Here is a 17,931-nt window from a genome sequence, read left to right on the forward strand (position 1 = left end):
CCGGCCGCAGGATGCCCTAGTGCGCCGGCTGGGCGGCCGCGACGAGCGCGTAGTAGAAGGCGTCGAAATTGCGCAGCGTGCCGGCCGAAGAGAGTTCCGGCAGGACGCGGTTGGCGATGAAGGGCACCGCCTGCTCGGTGAGGCCGCCATGCGAGCGCAGCGGCTCGTTCAGCGCGGCAAGGTCGTGCCGGTGCTCGCTGGTGCCGAGCGTCTTGTTCTGCGAGGAAACGAGGACGATATCGCCGATACGGTCGTCCGGCAGTTCGAAGCGGATGCAGGCTTCCGGGCGCGAGAGCACGACGTCGATGCCCTCCACCGCCTTCAGCCTCTCGATGATCTCCTCCTTGTCCGCCATCTCGGGCAGATAGGCCGTGGCGAAGGAGCCGAGCGCGCCGTGATGGACGACATAGGGGTCGGTGATCGGCAGGATGACGCGGGCGGCGTCCTTGCCGAGCCATTCGTCCAGCAGGTCCTGCACATAGATGACGTCCGGCGAGCCGTCCGCCTTGTGCTTCGGCTTCATGCCGTGGTCGGCGGTGACGATGATCGCCGCGCCGAGGGCGTCGAGCTCGGTCAGGTACTTGTCGAACATCTCGTAGAAGGAATTGGCCTCCGGCACGCCCGGCGCATATTTGTGCTGCACGTAGTCCGTCGTCGTCAGGTACATCACGTCGGGGCGGAATTCCTTGAGGAGCTTGACGCCGGCGGCGAATACGAATTCGGAGAGGTCGGCCGAATAGACTTCCGGCACCGGCCGGCCGAGCCAGGCCGATGCATTCTCGATGCCGTGCTCCGCCTTGGTCGACTTGTCGGACTTTTCCGAGGAGAAGCAGATCGCGCGGCCGTCGTCGAATTTCAGGCCATGGCCGAGAAGGGCGCGCAGCTTGTCCTTTGCCGTCACGACCGCCACCTTGGCGCCGGCATCGTAGAAGGCCTTGAAGATGGTCGGCGCGCGCAGGAAGCGCGGGTCGTTCATCATCACTTCCTTGCCGGTGGCGGGCTCGTAGAGATAGTTGCCGCAGATGCCGTGGATCGCCGGCGGGCGGCCGGTGGCGATGGACAGGTTGTTCGGGTTGGTGAAGCTCGGGATGACGCTGAGCGCGGTGCGCTCCGTGCCGGTCTTGCGGATGCGCTCCAGCGTCGGCATCAGGCCGGCCTTGATGGCCTCGTCGAGATAGGCCGGCTCGCAGCCGTCGAGGCAGATGGCGATGGCCGGGACATTCGGCCAGGGATAGGTGCGGCGATTGGCGGTGACGGTGATCTTGGACATCTGGTTCATCGAGGGTTCCATTCTCTTTCAGGCCGCGAGACGGCTGCGTTCTTCAAGGGCGATGGCCGGCGGAGCGGCGCTGTCGACACCCATTTCGGCCAGCGAGGAGCGGGCGGCCTCCACCACGCGGCGCATGACATGCTCGTCCATGCGGCCGATGCAGCCGACGCGGAAGCTGTCCACCACCGTCAGCTTGCCGGGATAGATGATGAAGCCCTTGTCCTTCATGAGGTCGTAGAAGTGATCGAAGGCGAAGGCCGGATGGGCCGGGCTGAAGAAGGTGACGATGATCGGCGAGAGCCACCGGTCGGCGAGCAGCGTCTCGAAACCGAGCTCGCGCATGCCGGCCACCATGACATCGCGGTTGTGGGCATAGCGTGCGCCGCGGGCGGCGACTCCCCCTTCCCTGCGATGCATGCGCAGCGCCTCCAGGAAGGCGGCGACGACATGGGTCGGCGGCGTGAAGCGCCACTGGCCGGTCTTGTTCATGTGTTCCCACTGGGCATGGACATCGAGGCTGAGCGAATGACTGCGGCCCTTGGCGGCCTCCAGCTCGCTCTTGCGGGCGATGATGAAACCGAAGCCGGGCACGCCTTCGATGCACTTGTTGGCGGAGGAGACGATCGTCTCATAGCGGAAATCGTTGACGCCGGCCGGTACCGCGCCGAAGGCGCTCATGGAATCGACCAGCAGCTTGCGGCCATGCGCATAGACGGTCTCGGAGATCTCCTTCAACGGGTTGAGGATGCCCGAACTGGTCTCGCAATGAACGACGACGACATGGCTGATCGCCGGATCGGCTTCCAGCGCGGCGGCGACCTCGCTGCCGCGCGGCGGCATGTAGTCGCCCTTGTCGATCACCACATGGTCGCGGCCGAGATAGGAAAGCGTCTGGGCGATGCGCTTGCCATAGGCACCGTTGCTCAGCACCAGCACCTTGCCGTCCTTCGGCACGAAGCTGCCGAGCATGGCCTCCACCGAGAAGGAGCCGCTGCCCTGCATGGGCACGCAGTCGAATTCGCCCGCCGTGTCGCCGGCGATATCGAGCAGCTCGCGGCGCAGCTCCGCCGTCATGGCGCGGAAGTCGCCGTCCCAGGAACCCCAGTCCCTGAGCATGGCCTCCTTGACCGAATAGGCCGTCGTCAGCGGGCCGGGCGTCAGAAGATAGGGCTCGCCGAGTCGCGGCGTCTCAAGGGGGGCGCTGGCCCTGTCGGAAGCGGTGGTTGGCATGGTCCGTCCTCACGTTTGGCATATCCGGGGACGACAATGGGACGGAAAGATATATATGTAAAATCGTTCTTTTGTATCAATCTATCGATTGTATTTATGATTATAGGGAAGCCCAGACGGTTCAAATGAACTCCGTCACTTTACATAAGCCAAATCGTTCGTCTTAATGAACGCATAGCTTCAATTTATCAAAGACCGGTCCCCATGCGCTATGTGCAACTGCGCGCCTTTCACAATGTGGCGATCCATGGCGGCTTTTCGCGCGCCGCCGAGGCGCTGTTCCTCACCCAGCCGGCGGTGTCGGACCAGGTGCGCAAGCTGGAGGAGGAATACGACGTCCTGCTCTTCAACCGCAACAAGAAGCAGGTGACGCTGACCCAGGCGGGCCAGCAGCTTCTCGAGGTCACCCGCCGCATGTTCGACGTCGAGCAGCAGGCGCTCGACCTCCTGTCGGAATCGCGGGCGCTGCGCGCGGGAAAGCTGCGCATCGTCGCCGACGCCGCCCACCATCTCCTGCACATCCTCGCCGCCTTCCGCCGCGCCTATCCTTCCGTGCAGGTCTCGATCGACGCCGGCAACACGGAAACGGTCATCACCAGCCTGCATGCCTACGAGGCCGATATCGGCGTGCTCGGCGAGGTGCCGCAATCCAGCGACTTCGATATCCTGAAGCTGAACTCGACGCCGATCATCGCCTTCACCAGCCGCGACTATCCGCTCGGCGACGCGAGACGGCTCTCGTTCTCCGAGCTTGCAAAGCATCCCCTCGTCATGCGCGAGCGGGGCTCGAAGACCCGCCAGAAGCTAGAGATGATGGCGGCGCAATGCGGCGTGCCGCTCGTCCCGCTCATCGAGGCGGAAGGGCGCGAGGCCGTGCGGGAGATCGTAGCGGCCGGAGGCGGCGTCGGCTTCGTCTCCTCGGCGGAATTCGGACAGGACAACCGCCTCATCCCGATCGAGATCGACGCGCCCGAGATGCGGATGGACGAAGCACTCATCTGCCTGCGAGAGCGCGCCAACGGCAAGCTGGTGAACGCCTTCTTCGACATCGCCCGCAAGCTTGCGGCGCCGCCGGCGTAGCGTTCGCCAGACCGAAGCGGCGTGCGGCAGGAGAATTGCCGGCACGCCGCCCCGGATCGCAGGAAAGCCGACGCCTTGAAGTGCGGACCTCCGCCGGCTTGCCTGCACGGGAGACCGTTATTCGCTCGAACCAGCTTTCGGCAGGGCCGCCCATTCGGCGAGGAAGGCGTCGCGGCTCTTCGCCGCCTCGTCCTCGTCGATCTTGAAGACCTTGATCGAGGAAAGCTCCGGCAGCTTGACGTAGTCGGAGACCTTGATGTCGGTGCGGCTCGGGCGGCGGAAGGCGACCTTCAGCAGCTCGATCTGCGAGTCCTTGGACAGCAGCGCGTCGATGGCCTTCCTGGCATCGTCGCCGGCCGGCGCACCCTTGACGAGAGCGGAATATTCCGGGGTCGTGAAGGTGCCGGACGACGGATAGACGATGCTGATCTCCGTCTGGCCGCCATCCACATAGCTGTAGCTGTTCGTCTCGAAGGTGATGCCGGCGGCATATTCGCCCATCGCGACGCCCTTCGGCACGGCCGAGGACGACGAGGAGACGACGAGGTTCGCGACGAGCGCCTTGTAGGTTTCCGCGTCGAGGAGCTTGGAAAGACCCCAGACGATCGTGTAACCCGTCGAGCTGTTTGCCGGATCGGGCAGGATGATGCGGCCCTTCCATGCGGGATCGGCAAGATCCTTCCAGTCGGCGGGCGCGGGCGAGCCGTCGAGCTGGTCGGTATTGACCATCACGGTCACGACATGGAGGTTCGCCGGCTGGAAATAGTCGTCGGCAACGCGCAGATCCGCGGGAACGGCGGAAAGCTCCGGCGAGGAATAGGGCTCCAGCACGTCCTTGAAGGCGCCCATCGTGTTGGCCGAGGACGACCAGAAGACATCGCCTTGCGGGGCGGCCTTTTCCGCCTCGATGCGGCGCAGCAGCACGCCGCTGCCGCCGGTGATGATGCCCGTCGTCAGGCCGGTCTTGTCCTTGATGACGGCCTGCGCGGCTTCGACGGCCGGCACCGGATTGGTGGTGTAGATCACCGGGTCGGCCGCTTCGGCGCCCGCGGCAAGGCCGGCGAGCAGGAGCGTGGTTGCGGCAAGTTTCTTCATGGCAGTTCCTCTCTTTCTTCTGGTTCTGGGCTTCATTTCGAGGCGAACAGGTCGACCTTGAACAGAGTGGTGGCGACGACGACCGGCACGAGGATCACGGCGACGAGCACGAGCCCATAGGCCGAGGCATAGGCCATGAGGCCGGAATCGATGAGCCGGAAGATCTGGATCGGCAGGGTCTCGCGGCCGCCGGAATAGACGAGCAGCGAGGCGGAAAGCTCCGAGACCGTCGTCGTCCAGGTCAGGATCGCGGCCGAGGCGACGGCCGGCAGCATTATCGGCAGCACGACGCGCAGGAAGGTGCGGAACGGCGGCGAGCCGAGGCTGATCGATGCCTCCTCGATGGAGTTGGGGATATTGTGCAGGATCGCCTGGCCGTTGCGCATGCCGAAGGGCATGCGGCGGATGACATAGGCGAGCACGATGATCGTCGACGTGCCCGTCAGCGCCAGGAAGCCGCCGTTGAACGAGGCGAGCAGGCCGACGCCGAGTACCGTGCCCGACAGCGCCAGCGGAATGGCCGAGACATAGTCGATCAGCGGCGTCATCAGGTTCGGCTTCTTGACGACGAGATAGCTGACCAGCGTCGAGAAGGCGACGGAGATGACGGTCGCGATGCCGGCATAGAGGATCGAGTTGACCAGCGGGCCGGGCGCCGTGATGAAGACGCGCGCCATGTTGTCCAGCGTCCATTCGCCCCAGCGCATGACGGGACCGCGCGAGACCGTGAAGGCGCCGACCGCGATGGTCACGAGCGGCAGCAGCGAGATCGCGACGACGATGCCCGCCGCGCCGCTGACGAGGACGCCGTGCGCGCCCTTCAGCGGCTGCGGCTTGGCCCCTCTTCCCTGGACGATCTCGTAGCGGCCCCTCGCGATGACGCGGCGGTTGAGGAACAGCACGGCCATGACGATCAGCACGGAGGTGCTGGCGAGCGTGCTCTGCATGGTGAGGTTGCTCGCGCCCTCCGCCACGGCCGCCTGGTAGATCGCCACCGACAGCAGCCGCACGTTGTGCCCCAGGATGGTGGAGATGGCGAAATTGCCGATGACCATGGTGAACACGAGCAGCGCGGAAGCGAGGATCGCCGGCCGGATGACCGGCAGCATGACATGGATGCGCGAACGGGCCGGCGCGGTGCCGAGGCTCTGGGCAGCCTCCTCCAGTTGCGCGTCGAACTTCCCGATAGCCGCCACCGTGCCGATATAGACATAGGTGTAGTAGATGAAGCTCATCGAGGTGATGAGGCCGAACCAGCCGTAGAAGCTCGGGATGAAGATGCCGTAGCCCTTCAGGAACCGGGTGATGACGCCGTTGTTGCCGAGGATCATCAGCCAGGTCTGCGCCGTCACCACTTCCGGGATGACGAGCGTGATGAGCGGCAGCAGCGTGATGAACAGCTTGCCGCGGAAGCGATAGCGCGCCGAGACATAGGCGAGCGGCACGCCGATCAGCGTCGAGAACAGCGTGACGACGGTGGCGAGCAGCAGCGTGTTGCCGATGGCCGAAAGGCTCTGCCGGTCCTCCAGAAGCTGCAGCCAGCCCGAGCGCCCCTCGCCGAGGAAGCTCGCGGTGAAGATATAGAGGAGCGGATAGAGCACGAAGACGCCGAGAAGGGCGAGCGCGAGGGCCGAAAGCCAGGGCCAGGGGGTGCGGAAAGCCGAGTGGTTCATGCGCGGATCACCCGTGCGGCTGCGGGATCGAAGCCCAGGTGGATGGTCGCACCCGGCTGGAAGGCATCGTGCCCTGCGCCGTGCATCTCGGCATTGAGCACGAGGCCGCCGGCGACTTCGACGCTGTAGCTGGTGCGCGATCCGAGATATTGCCGGCCGCGGACGGTCGCGGGCAGCGACTGCCGGCCGGCGACGGGCGCTGCGGAAATCGCGAGGTCTTCCGGCCGCAGCACGAGCAGGCCCTTGTCCGCAGGCCCTTCCAGCGCGTCGGTCGCCACGAGGCGGGTGCCGGCGACTTCGACCTCGACAAGGCCGGACGCGGCGGGGCGGACCGGGACTTCGGTGCGGTTGGCCGCACCGACGAAATCGGCGACATAGCCGGTGCGCGGCGTCGCATAGATCTGCTGCGGGGAGCCGAGCTGCTCGACCTTGCCCTTGTTCATCACGCCGATGAGATCGGACATGGACAGGGCTTCCTCCTGGTCGTGCGTCACGAAGACGGTGGTGATGTTGGCCTCGCGCTGGAGCTCGATGATCGTCTCGCGGATCTGCACGCGCAGCTTGGCATCGAGGTTGGAGAGCGGCTCGTCCATCAGCAGCACCGCCGGCTTGATGACGAGGGCGCGGGCGAGCGCCACGCGCTGGCGCTGGCCGCCGGAAAGGGCGGCCGGATGGCGCGACAGCACATGGCCGAGGCCGACGCGCTCCAGCGCGGCCTTCACCTTCTGCTCGACGCCGGGGCCCTTTTCGCCGCGGGCGCGAAGGCCGTAGGCGACATTGTCGGCGACCGTCTTGTCGGGGAAGAGGGCGTAATCCTGGAACACCATGCCGATGGCGCGCTTGTGCGGCGGCAGCTCGGTGACGTCGCGGCCGCCGAAGCGGATCTGGCCGCCGCTTGCCGGCGCGAAACCGGCGATGGTGCGCAGCAGCGTGGTCTTGCCGCAGCCGGACGGGCCCAGCAACGTGAAGAAGCAGCCCTCGGGAATATCGAGGGAAAGGCCGGAAATGACGGTCTCGGCACCGTATTTCACCGAGAGATTTGAAATCGCTATGCCCATGGTTTCCCCTCTTTGGTCTTTGAGCCTATGCGCCGGAAAGGGCGGCCGGAGCCGCCTTCAGGTCCGTGATGAGTTCGAGCGCCTGGCGGTGCACCCCGGCGTCCCCTGCCCCGAGCAGCTGGCCGGAGCTTTCGAGCGTCAGCGGCGCGCCCGCCCAGTCGGTGACGATGCCGCCCGCGCCCTCCACGATCGGCCGGAAGGGCGCGAAGTCGAAGACCTTCTGGCCACCGTCGATGGCAAGGTCCGTGCGACCGTCGGCCAGAAGGCCGTAATTGAGGCTTGCCCCGCCATAGGCGCGCGCGGCGGTCACCGCGCGCAGCCGGTCGAGCGCGGGGCGCTCGGCGGGGGCGAAATAATCCTGATTGCTGTTGGTCATGATCGCCTGGCCGATCTCCGGGCAGGACCGCACGCGGATGGGACTGCCGTTGCGCGTCGTCTGCCGGCCCTCGGCGCCGACCCAGCGGGAATCGATGGCCGGAATGTCGATGATGCCGAGCCGCGGCACGCCGCCGACGGCAAGCGCGATCAGCGTGCCGTAATAGGGAAGGCCCGCGATGAAGGCCGTCGTGCCGTCGATGGGATCGAGCACCCACACGTAATCGCTGCCGGGGCGCACCCAGTCGCGCTCCTCGCCGATGATGCCGTGGGCGGGGTAGCGGGCGGAGATCATCTCGCGAAGGCGGTCCTCGATGAGGATGTCCATGGCGGTGACGAGGCTGCGGTCCGCCTTCACCGAGACATCGACGCGCGCCATGCCGTTTTCCCTCAGAACAGTGCGGGCGACGTCGGCCAGCTCCACGGCAAAGGCCACATGCTGTTCTTCGATGAGGGCGGCGCTGGTCATTCTCTTTCGACACTTTCCCGGTTGTCGGACAGCCGCCATCGTTCCCGCCTGAGACGCGGGTCGACGTGCCGGGCCAAGGGGTTCCGACCGATTGATGGATATGGGGCAGGCCATTCCGGCCTCTGCGATCTTCCTACATTCAAATCGCCGATGTGGCAATATGTGTTTTAGTTGGCAAAATGAGTTTTTATGCGGCAAGCGATATGGCGCTTGTGGCAAAGATGGGCATCGCCTATCAATATGTGCAGCAAGGGAGGGCTCCGGCATGTGGCAGGAAGAGCGTCAACAGAAAATCCGTTCGCTGCTCGCCGCCTACGGCCAGGTGTCGATCGACCGCATCGTCGAGGATTTCGGTGTCTCGCGCGAAACGATCCGCCGCGACCTCATGGACATGGAGGTCGCGGGCGAACTGAAGCGCGTGCGCGGCGGGGCGGTTCCCATGATGGCGCGCGAGGACACGACCTTCGGCGTGCGCATCACCCTGCGCCGGCAGGAGAAGCGCGCGATCTGCGCCACGGCGCTCGGCTATCTCGAAAGCGGCCAGACGATCTTCATGGATGCGGGCGCCACCACCTCCACCATGGCCGAGGCGCTGGCCGGCCCCACGGGGCTCACCAATCTCACCATCCTCACCAACTCGGTCGACGTCGCCAGCCAGCTCACGGAGCGGCCCGGCGACCTTTCGCGCGGCACCCGTGTCATCCTGCTTGCCGGCAACGTGAAGCAGGACCCGATGGAGACCTATGGCGAGGCGACGATCAACGACATCCAGCGCTACCGCGCCGATGTCGCCCTGCTCGCCCCCTGGGGTGTCGACGCCACGATGGGCGCGATGAACTACTTCCTGCACGGCGCCGAGATCGCCCGTGCCATGGTGCGCAATTCCGGCCGGACGATCATCCTCGCCGACCATTCCAAGGTGGGCGTCGTCAGCCGCTCGGTGTTCTGCGAGACGGGCGAGATGGCCCATCTCATCACGGATGCGAAGGCCCGCCAGAAGCCCGGCTTCGAGGCCCTCGCCACCGCCGTGCCGGGGCTCGTCGTCGCCGGTGAATGACAAGCCGTGAATCTCCGGGCCGGGTTACAGGATGAAAAAGGAATGTAGCTTATCTACATTCCTTTTGACAAATGTAGATTTCTTCACTATACCCAGGATCACGCACGGCGAGTGAGACCTGAAAGCCCCCATGGCTTTTGCAGGGGCCGTGGCGCACATCTGGAGGAAATCGAAAATGAAACGCCGTTTCGCGCTGGCTTCAGCGCTCGCAGTCCTGTGCTCGCATGTCTTCACGGCCGGTGGCGCCGCGGCAGCGGGAATGACCGTCTATTGCCCGATGTCGGAAGACGATTGCGGCGCCGTCCTGAAGGCCTTCAAGGACGATACCGGCATCGAGGCGCAGTTCGTGCGCATCGGCGCCGGCGAGATCCTCGCCCGCATCCGGGCGGAAAAGGCCAATCCGCAGGCGGGCCTCTGGCTCGCGGGCGCTGCCGACAACTTCATCCAGGCCGCGTCCGAAGACCTGCTCGCCCCGCACAAGGCCGCAGGCATCGACAAGGTCGACCCGCGCTACACCGACAAGGAAGGCCGCTGGACGCCGATCTCGCTGTCGCCCATCGTCTTCGCCTACAGCCAGCAGGTTCTCGACGAGATCGGCGCCAAGCCGCCGACGAGCTGGAAGTCCTTCGCCGATCCGGTCTTCAAAGACAGCGTCGCCCTCGCCCATCCGGCCTCCTCGGGCACGGCCTATGTCGCGCTCGCCTCCATGGTCCAGCTCGACGGCGAGGAACCGGCTTTCGAGCTGATGAAGGAGATCGACAAGAACGTGGTGCAATATACTCGTTCGGGCGTCGCCCCCTCGCGCATGGTCGCCAATAACGAGATCGCGCTCGCCATGGCCTATACGCAGGACATCGAAGCGGCGCTCGCGCAGGGCTATCCGGTCGGCTACTCCTTCCCCGAGGAAGGCACCGGCTTCGAGGTGAACGCCGCCGCCGCCATCGCCAATGCGCCGGAAGAACAGGCCAGGGACGCCGCCGCCTTCCTCGACTGGATCCTGACCGAAAAGGGCCAGGCCGCCATGGGCGCCACTTTCCGCGGCCCGATCGTGCCGGGCTACAAGAACCCCGAGGCGAAGATCGACCTCTCCAACGTGAAGATGATCGACTACGACTTCACCTGGGCCGGCGAGAACCGCGCACGCCTGCTGGAGCGCTACGAGAACGACGTGCGCCACAAGGCCGACGCCAAGTAAGGCGGCAGGCCCAACAGCAGGCAGGAGCATTCCCGGCTTTCTCCGGCTCGGGAATGCTCCGTCCCTTTGTCTCATGCGATTCCGAGCGGAAGGCCGTTGCTGGAATTGCCCAAGGAGCCCCCAATGACCCTCGTTTCGCAAGCGGCCCCGTCCGCAAGGGCCGGGACGTCGCCGGCATTCCTGCGCAAGATCGTCGTCGATCCGTGGCTGTTCGGCATCTTCGCCCTCGTCACGCTCTCCGTACTGGTCTTCGCGGCCCTGCCGATCTTCGTCGTCATGAAGCAGGCCGTCGTCACCGACCACGGCTTCGATCTCGGCGTGCTCGTCGACACGCTGTCCCAGTCCTTCGTCTGGACCTCCTTCGCCAATACGCTGATGCTCGGCGCCACCTCGGCGATCATCGCCACCGCCGCCGGCTTCCTGCTCGCCTTCGCGGCGACCCGCACCACCATGCCGGGGAAAACCTTCGTGCATGGCGTGGCGCTGCTGCCGATCATCTCGCCGCCCTTCGTCATGGCGCTGGCCGTGGTCATCCTGTTCGGCCGCTCCGGCCTCATCACCCGCGAGCTGCTCGGCATCCGCAACGCCAATGTCTACGGCTTCCATAGCCTGGTTCTGATCCAGTCGCTGGCCTTCACGCCCATCGCCTATCTCAACATCCGCGGCATGCTGCAATCCATCGACACGGCGCTGGAGGATGCCTCCGCCTCGCTCGGCGCCTCGCGCTGGACGACTTTTTCGCGCGTGACGCTGCCGCTCGTCACCCCGGCGATCCTTTCCTCGACGCTGCTCGTCTTCGTCAAGTCGGTCGAGGATTTCGGCAATCCGATGCTGATCGGCGGCAACTACAACACGCTCGCCGTCGAGGCCTATTCGCAGATGGTCGGCTATTTCAACCTGCAGGCCGGCGCGCTGCTCGCAAGCCTCATGCTGGTGCCCTCCATGACCGCCTTCCTCATCCATCGCTACTGGGTGAGCAAGCGCAGCTACGTCACCGTCACCGGCAAGCCCTCCGCCCAGACGATCCGCATCTCCGGCGGCGTGGTCGTGCCGCTGGCGCTCGGCTGCTACGCCATCGTCTTCGCCATCCTGCTCTTCTACCTGACGGTGGTCTACGTCTCCTTCACCAAGCTGCCCGGCGTCAACAACACGCTGACGCTGGACCACTACGCCACCGTCTTCACCGCCGGCTTCCAGACGCTCACCAATTCGCTGCTGCTCGCCGGCATCGCCACCCCGGTCACCGCCGTCGCCGGCATGCTGATCGCCTATCTCCTGATCCGCAAGGCGTTTCCGGGCAGCTTCCTCTTGCGCTGGGCGACGCTGCTCTCCTTCGCCGCGCCCGGCACCATCCTCGGCATCGGCTATGTCAGCACGTTCAACGCCGCGCCGCTGCTTCTGACCGGCACCGCCTTCATCGTCGTCGCCGCCATGGTGGTGAAGAACCTGCAGGTCGGCATCGAGGCAGGCTCCAACCAGCTTCGCCAGATCGACAAGTCGATCGAGGAGGCCTCCACCATCCTCGGCGCCTCGAACACGCGCACCTTCCTCCAGGTCACGCTGCCGCTGCTGAAACCCGCGCTGTTCACCTCGCTCTCCTACGCCCTCACCCGTTCGCTGACGACGCTGTCGGCGGTGATCTTCCTCGTCTCGGCCAACTGGACGCTGATCACCGTCACCATCCTCTCGCAGGTGGAGACGCTGAAGCTCGGCGTCGCGGCGGCCTATTGCAGCATCCTCGTCTTCGTCGTGCTCGCCATCCTGGCGGTCATGCAGCTCGTTCTCAATTCGGCATCGAAGAGGTAACCCCCATGTCGAAAGTCGTCTTCTCTAACATCACCAAGCGCTTTCCCGGTGCTGCCGGCGCCACCGCCGTCGACCGGCTGAACCTTACCATCGAGGAAGGCACGCTCGTCACCCTGCTCGGCCCCTCCGGCTGCGGCAAGACGACGACGCTGCGTATGCTCGCCGGCTTCGAGACGCCGTCCGACGGCACGATCACCATCGGCGGGCGCGACGTCACCAACGTACCGGTCAATGCCCGCAATGTCGGCATGGTCTTCCAGAGCTACGCCCTCTTCCCGCACATGACGGTGCGCGAGAACGTCGAATACGGCGTGCGCCTGCTCAGCCTGCCCAAGGCCGAGATGAAGGAGCGCGTCGACACCATGCTCGAGACCATGGCGCTCGCCCAATATGCCGACCGCTCGCCCTCGCGGCTTTCCGGCGGCCAGCAGCAGCGCGTGGCGCTCGCCCGCGCCGTCGTCACCCAGCCGAAGGTGCTGCTCTTCGACGAGCCGCTCTCCAACCTCGACGCCCAGCTTCGCGAGCGCATGCGCGACGAGCTGCGTGCCATCCAGCTCCGCCTCGGCATCACCAGCCTCTACGTCACCCACGACCAGAGCGAGGCCATGGCGATCTCCGACCGCGTGGTCGTCATGCGCAACGGCGTGATCGAGCAGGATGACTCGCCGCTCAACGTCTATTCCCGCCCCGGCACCGGCTTCGTCGCCGAGTTCATGGGCAAGGCGAACATTCTTCACGGCAAGGTCGAGGCGGTCGATGAAGCGACGGTGCGCGTGCGCATCGCCTCGACGGTCGCCTTCACGCTCGCCCGCGGCAACCGCGCCTTCAAGGTTGGCGAGGCGGTGCGCTGCGTGGTGCGGCCGGAGCATATCCGCGTCGATGCCGACGGCACGATGGAGGCGAAGGTGCGCCGCGTCGTCTTCCAGGGCGCCTATGTCGAATATCTCACCGATCTCGAAGGCCAGGAATGCGTCTTCCTCGACACGGACTATTACAAGTCCGGCGTCGCCGAGGTCGGGCAGACCCTGAAACTCTCCATCGACAGCCGGCCGGTCTGGATCCTGCCGGAAAATGAAGCAGCCGCATTGGGAAAAGCAGCATGACCCTCTCCAACCCCGTGACCAACGACATCAAGGACCTCATCGCGACCGTCGCCTGCAAGGCCGCGCGCGCCGCCGGCGCGGTGGCGCACCGGGGCTTCGTCGATGCCAGCCCGGAAAGCCTCGCGACCCAGCAGAAGGCCGGTTTCTTCGATATCGTGACGGCCTCCGACAAGGCCGCCGAGCGCGCCGCCTGCGACACGATCTGGTCGCGCATCCCCGCCTCCCGCATCCTCGGCGAGGAAGGCGGCTGGCAGGGCGAAGGCGACACGACCTGGATCATCGACCCGATCGACGGCACCAGCAACTTCGCCTCGGGCCTGCCCTTCTTCTGCGTCTCGATCGCCGCCTATCACAGGGGCGAGCCGGTCTGCGGCGTCGTCTACGATCCGGTGCGCGACGAAATGTTCGTGGCGGACCGGGGCCGGCTGACGCTCAACGGGGCCGCCGTCCCGCATTTCCTGCGCGGGCGCAGCGACCGGGAGGTCGAAGTGCTGACCAACGCGCCCTACGAGGGCGAGCGCCCCTCCCGCGCGTCGCAGGAGGCCCATGCCGACCTGGTCAATTCGTTCCGGGCCGTGCGCCGCCTCGGCTCCTGCGCCCTGCACCTTGCCTATGTCGCCGTCGGCCGCGTCGCCATCGCCTACGAATCCAAGTTCAGCGCCTGGGACATCGCGGCCGGCATCCAGCTCGTCCAGGCGGCGGGCGGTGAGGTCCATGCCCGCGACGCGGAAGGCCGCGCCGTCGAGCCGCGGGAAGACACGCTTGGTTCCGTCAAAAGGCTCGTTGTGGCGCAGTCCGGTTTTGACTATCAATCGTCCTGCCTGTCGAAGCTGATTGCCGACGGCACGTTGTAACCTTGGCGCGAGAGAAGCCGATGCCGGAACGAAGGGGTCCATGCTCGATCTGATCAGGCAATCCCTGTCGCAATTCACGCCCGCCGAACGCAGGATCGCCGAGGCGATCCTCGATACGCCGAGCACGGCCATCACATGGTCGATCACCGATGCGGCGCGGATCGCCAAGGTCAGCGAGCCTTCGGTCATCCGCTTCTGCCGGCGGCTCGATTGCGACGGCTTTCCGGATTTCCGCCTGAAGCTCGCCCAGCAGCTGGCCGTGCGCCAGGCGCCGGCGAGCCCGGCGGAAAACGGCGACGACCCGTTCACCGGTCTCGTCGACGACATCTTCAACCGCGCGGTCGAATCCCTGCGGGAAGCCCGCCTCGACCTCGATCTCGACGGCTTGCGCCGCGCGGTCGACATGCTCGCCGCCGCGCGGCGCATCGATGTCTACGGCTATGGCGGGTCCGGCTTTCTCGCCAGCGAGGCGCAGCACCGGCTCGCTTCGCTCGGCATGGCGAGCGTCGCCTATGCCGACCCGACACTCCAGATGGTGTCCGCCCCGCGCCTTACATCGCAGGACGTGCTCTTCGTGCTCTCCTTCTCGGGCCGCACGAGCTATCTCATCGCCAATATGGAGATCGCCAAGAAGGCCGGCGCACGGATCCTTTCCATAGCGCCCGGCGGCTCCGTCGTCGCCTCGCTCGCCGACGAGAACATCAACCTCAACGCCTATCGCGCCGCCAGCCACCCCCTCATCGTGCCGACCGGCCGCGCCTCGATGTACGTCCTCCTCGACGTGCTGTTCACGCTGCTGGCCCGGACCTAGGCGGACTGCCAACCATCGAAAAATCATCGGCGGCACGAAGGAGGCCCATCGTCCTTCGTGCGTGCTCGATCGGTTAAAAACCGACGCGGCGGCTCTCCTGGATCGTTTTGTTGCGCATCATCGCAGCACGTGATGCGATTCTGCGCATTCCGGACGGCGTTCCGGCGCGTTTTCATGCCTTCCTTCCGAATAGGGCTTGCTTCCGCCTGCGATTGTGGCGGGATTGCGCATGTCTTCTGGTGCAGATCCCCATGAAGGGGGTCGCCATTCGGATCGGGATGGGAATGAAAGTACACGTACCGGGCACCGCCAATCTCGACGCCCTGCTGGTCGACTGGATCGACCATGACGGCCGCATCTGCGCCGTCAACGCGATGGAGGCGCGCGAGCTCGCCATCGCGTTACAGCAGGGCGAAAGCGTGCCGTTGGAGCGCGTCTACAGCAGCACCTCGGCGCAGATGCTGCGCGGCATCGCCCGCGACGGCCAGCCGTTCGTGTCCGGGCTCGCCGTCTGGGTGAATTCGCCGCAATATAGCGAAATCCCCATGATCGCCACCGTGGTCACCGATCCGGGCCATGGGCTTGCCGTCATCAAGCAGCCCTTGCCGGAAAGCGTGCTCGGCATCGGGCCGGAGCTCGCCGAGCGCGTGGAAATCCTCTCGCAAATGATCGGCGCGGCGACGGAAGCGTGCTGGTGCATCGAATTCCTCGAGCCGGTCGACACGGCGCTCGCCGAGGACGAGATCGTCGAGCGCATCTTCTCCAACCAGAGCCGCTGGCGCGCCTGCAACGAGGCGATGGCCCGGCTCTACCGGGTGCCCGAAGGGCTCGATTTCAATATCCAGCCGGTCTCGCGCTATTTCCCGGCGACCGAGATCAACCGCCGCATGGTGCGCGATCTCGTGCGCTCCGGTTACCGCCTCGACCGCGCCGCCGCCGTCGACCGCCGGCACGACGACAGCGAAATGCTCGTCGAGAACGATTTCCGCGCCGCGATCAAGGACGGTTTCCTCGTGCGGCTATGGGGCACGACGCGCGATATCGGGGCGCACCGCCAGCGCGAGCAGCAGCTCGCCGACCGGGCTGACACGATGCAGGACATCCTGAGCGCCGCGCCAGACCCGATCCTCGTCATCTCCGAGGACGGCCTCCTGCTGGCGACCAATCCGGCAGCGGAGAGCGTCTGGGGGCGCACCGCCGAGCAGGTGCTCGGCCGGCCGCTGCAGCAGTTCATCGAAACGCGCAGCGCGCTCGACAAACTCCGGCAGGCGGCTCTTGCCGGCGAGCACAGCGACGGCGAATGCGACCTTGCCGTCATCGCCGCCGATGCCAGCCGCGACGTCTGGCGCTTCCGCGCCGCGCGCATCGAGGGCGAGATGCGCCGCTACGTGCTGACCGCCCGGCGCAAGAGCCGCCGTAGGACGCGCGGCCTTCTGCAGGAGGCCGCGTCATGAAATTCTACGCCAACGACCTCACCCCATCCGGCCAGCGGCGCCTGCGCCCCTCCTTCATCGACGAGCCGCAGTTCGGCGCCTTCCTCGAAGCCTTCCCCGATGGCGTGGCGCTTCTGGAGACGGACGGCACCATCAAGCTGGTCAACGGCAAGCTCGAACTGCTGCTGAACCTTGCGCGCGGTGACCTTGTCGGCTCGGACCTGGCGAAACACGCCAAGACGGCCGGCCCCCTCGTCCAGAAGCTCGCGAGCGCCCTGCGTCAGCTCAAGCGCACCGAGGTTTCCGGCACGCTCAATTCGCAGCGCAACGTCACCGCCTCGATCGGCATCCTGCGCACGCCCGACGGCGGCGCCTATGGCGCGCTCCTGACGATGCGCGAGACCGGGCGGCACAGCCGCGGCTACGAGCGCAGCGATCATTTCCGCTTCGGGGCCGAGCCGCTACCGGCCGCCGGCGGCGGCGGCCCTGTGCTCACGCCGCGCCTCGCCACCATCGCCCGCCGGGCCGCGACCGCCATCGAGCGCGGCAGCGCCGTGCTCCTGACCGGGGAGACCGGCACCGGCAAGACGGAACTTGCCCGCTTCATCGGCAAGGCCGGCGCCTCCGATGCGCCGCCCTTCGTCCACGTCAATTGCGGCATGCTGAGCGACGCGCAGTTCGACGCGGAGATGTTCGGTATCGAGCCGGGCTCGGCGCTCGACACCTCGACGCGCGGCAAGCTCGGCTTCGTGGAGGCGGCCGACGGCGGCACGCTCTTCCTCGACCAGGTGACGGACCTTTCGCCCGTCTCGCAGATGAAGCTCGTCGCCTTTCTCGAAAGCCAGACCTTCAGCCGCCTCGGCTCGATGCAGCGGCGCAAGGCGCGCATCAGCCTCGTCACCGCCACCAATGCCGACCTGCCGGACCTGATCGGGAGCGGCGCCTTCCGCCGCGACCTCTATTACCGCATCGCCGTCGTGACGCTGGAACTGCCGGCGCTGCGGGACCAGCCGGAACTGGTCGCCGCGCTGACCGAGAACGTCCTGCGGCGGCTCAATGCCGGCCGCACGCCGACGCTGCAGCTTTCCGCGGCCTTCACCAAGCGGCTTTCCGCCCATGCCTTTCCCGGCAATGTGCGGGAGCTGACGAATATCCTCGAGCGCGCCGCGGCGAGCGCCGAGGACATGGCGCTCGCCGAGCATTTCATCGTCGCCGAAGAGGCCGCGTCACGGCCTGCCCCTGCCCGCCCGGTCGGCGATGGGGAGACATCGCCGCAGAGCTTCCGGGACCTGATGCAGGCCTTCGAAAGCTGGGTCCTGGAAAAATCCATCGCAGAACATGGAAGCAAGAGAGGCGCCGCCAAGGCGCTCGGAATCGATATCGCCACCCTCGTCCGCAAGACAAAGCGGGCGAAATGACCAA

At 66.1% G+C, this 17,931-nt stretch carries 15 protein-coding genes; 9 read left to right on the forward strand and 6 right to left on the reverse strand.

Features of this window, described 5'->3' with window-relative positions; all coding sequences use genetic code 11:
* Nucleotides 1–16 precede the first annotated feature (16 nt).
* Nucleotides 17–1,279, reverse strand: coding sequence for a phosphonoacetate hydrolase (phnA, locus tag ACZ1A1_RS10655; protein WP_463619898.1), 1,263 nt, complete (start codon nucleotides 1,277–1,279; stop codon nucleotides 17–19).
* A gap of 18 nt (nucleotides 1,280–1,297) precedes the next feature.
* The gene (locus ACZ1A1_RS10660; protein ID WP_463619899.1) at nucleotides 1,298–2,500 is read right to left on the reverse strand and encodes a 2-aminoethylphosphonate--pyruvate transaminase; all 1,203 of its coding nucleotides are present in this window, start codon (nucleotides 2,498–2,500) and stop codon (nucleotides 1,298–1,300) included.
* 204 nt (nucleotides 2,501–2,704) lie between these two features.
* On the opposite strand from ACZ1A1_RS10660, the gene ACZ1A1_RS10665 reads away from it, so the two are divergent.
* Nucleotides 2,705–3,580: a LysR substrate-binding domain-containing protein gene (locus tag ACZ1A1_RS10665; RefSeq protein ID WP_313192574.1), complete on the forward strand. Its 876-nt coding sequence runs from the start codon at nucleotides 2,705–2,707 to the stop codon at nucleotides 3,578–3,580.
* Nucleotides 3,581–3,697: 117 nt separating this feature from the next.
* On the opposite strand, the gene ACZ1A1_RS10670 is transcribed toward ACZ1A1_RS10665, so the two are convergent.
* From ACZ1A1_RS10670 to ACZ1A1_RS10685, 4 genes are read right to left on the reverse strand one after another with little or no spacing between them, the layout of a single operon-like run.
* Entirely contained in the window at nucleotides 3,698–4,675 is a 978-nt protein-coding gene (locus tag ACZ1A1_RS10670) for an ABC transporter substrate-binding protein (protein WP_463619900.1), read from the reverse strand.
* 32 nt (nucleotides 4,676–4,707) lie between these two features.
* Nucleotides 4,708–6,348 (reverse strand): ABC transporter permease, encoded by a 1,641-nt coding sequence (locus ACZ1A1_RS10675; RefSeq protein WP_463619902.1) that lies wholly within the window; start codon nucleotides 6,346–6,348, stop codon nucleotides 4,708–4,710.
* Nucleotides 6,345–7,406, reverse strand: a complete 1,062-nt coding sequence (locus ACZ1A1_RS10680; RefSeq protein WP_463619903.1) for an ABC transporter ATP-binding protein — start codon at nucleotides 7,404–7,406, stop codon at nucleotides 6,345–6,347. Before ACZ1A1_RS10680 ends, ACZ1A1_RS10675 begins: the two co-directional genes overlap by 4 nt.
* Before the next feature lie 25 nt (nucleotides 7,407–7,431).
* Nucleotides 7,432–8,250 (reverse strand): inositol monophosphatase family protein, encoded by an 819-nt coding sequence (locus ACZ1A1_RS10685; protein WP_463619904.1) that lies wholly within the window; start codon nucleotides 8,248–8,250, stop codon nucleotides 7,432–7,434.
* A 265-nt stretch (nucleotides 8,251–8,515) separates the two neighbouring features.
* Here ACZ1A1_RS10685 and ACZ1A1_RS10690 point away from each other — a divergent pair, with 265 nt between their 5' ends.
* The 8 genes from ACZ1A1_RS10690 to ACZ1A1_RS10725 all read left to right on the forward strand — a co-directional run bounded on the left by ACZ1A1_RS10690 (nucleotide 8,516) and on the right by ACZ1A1_RS10725 (nucleotide 17,927).
* Complete coding sequence (locus ACZ1A1_RS10690; protein WP_463619905.1) at nucleotides 8,516–9,307, forward strand: DeoR/GlpR family DNA-binding transcription regulator; 792 nt, start codon at nucleotides 8,516–8,518, stop codon at nucleotides 9,305–9,307.
* Between the two features lie 175 nt (nucleotides 9,308–9,482).
* The gene (locus ACZ1A1_RS10695; protein WP_119255866.1) at nucleotides 9,483–10,502 is read left to right on the forward strand and encodes an ABC transporter substrate-binding protein; all 1,020 of its coding nucleotides are present in this window, start codon (nucleotides 9,483–9,485) and stop codon (nucleotides 10,500–10,502) included.
* Nucleotides 10,503–10,625: 123 nt separating this feature from the next.
* Complete coding sequence (locus tag ACZ1A1_RS10700) at nucleotides 10,626–12,308, forward strand: ABC transporter permease (RefSeq protein ID WP_463619906.1); 1,683 nt, start codon at nucleotides 10,626–10,628, stop codon at nucleotides 12,306–12,308.
* A gap of 5 nt (nucleotides 12,309–12,313) precedes the next feature.
* Nucleotides 12,314–13,411, forward strand: coding sequence for an ABC transporter ATP-binding protein (locus ACZ1A1_RS10705; protein ID WP_463619907.1), 1,098 nt, complete (start codon nucleotides 12,314–12,316; stop codon nucleotides 13,409–13,411).
* Nucleotides 13,408–14,265, forward strand: a complete 858-nt coding sequence (locus ACZ1A1_RS10710) for an inositol monophosphatase family protein (RefSeq protein WP_463619908.1) — start codon at nucleotides 13,408–13,410, stop codon at nucleotides 14,263–14,265. Before ACZ1A1_RS10705 ends, ACZ1A1_RS10710 begins: the two co-directional genes overlap by 4 nt.
* Before the next feature lie 40 nt (nucleotides 14,266–14,305).
* Nucleotides 14,306–15,076 carry a MurR/RpiR family transcriptional regulator gene (locus ACZ1A1_RS10715; protein WP_463619909.1) on the forward strand — a complete coding sequence of 257 codons (771 nt, stop codon included), beginning with the start codon at nucleotides 14,306–14,308 and terminating at the stop codon, nucleotides 15,074–15,076.
* Nucleotides 15,077–15,360: 284 nt separating this feature from the next.
* Nucleotides 15,361–16,530 (forward strand): PAS domain-containing protein, encoded by a 1,170-nt coding sequence (locus ACZ1A1_RS10720; protein ID WP_463619910.1) that lies wholly within the window; start codon nucleotides 15,361–15,363, stop codon nucleotides 16,528–16,530.
* Nucleotides 16,527–17,927 carry a sigma 54-interacting transcriptional regulator gene (locus ACZ1A1_RS10725; protein WP_463619911.1) on the forward strand — a complete coding sequence of 467 codons (1,401 nt, stop codon included), beginning with the start codon at nucleotides 16,527–16,529 and terminating at the stop codon, nucleotides 17,925–17,927. Before ACZ1A1_RS10720 ends, ACZ1A1_RS10725 begins: the two co-directional genes overlap by 4 nt.
* The last annotated feature ends 4 nt before the right edge of the window (nucleotides 17,928–17,931 follow it).

Source organism: Shinella sp. R2-11 (genome assembly GCF_055330205.1).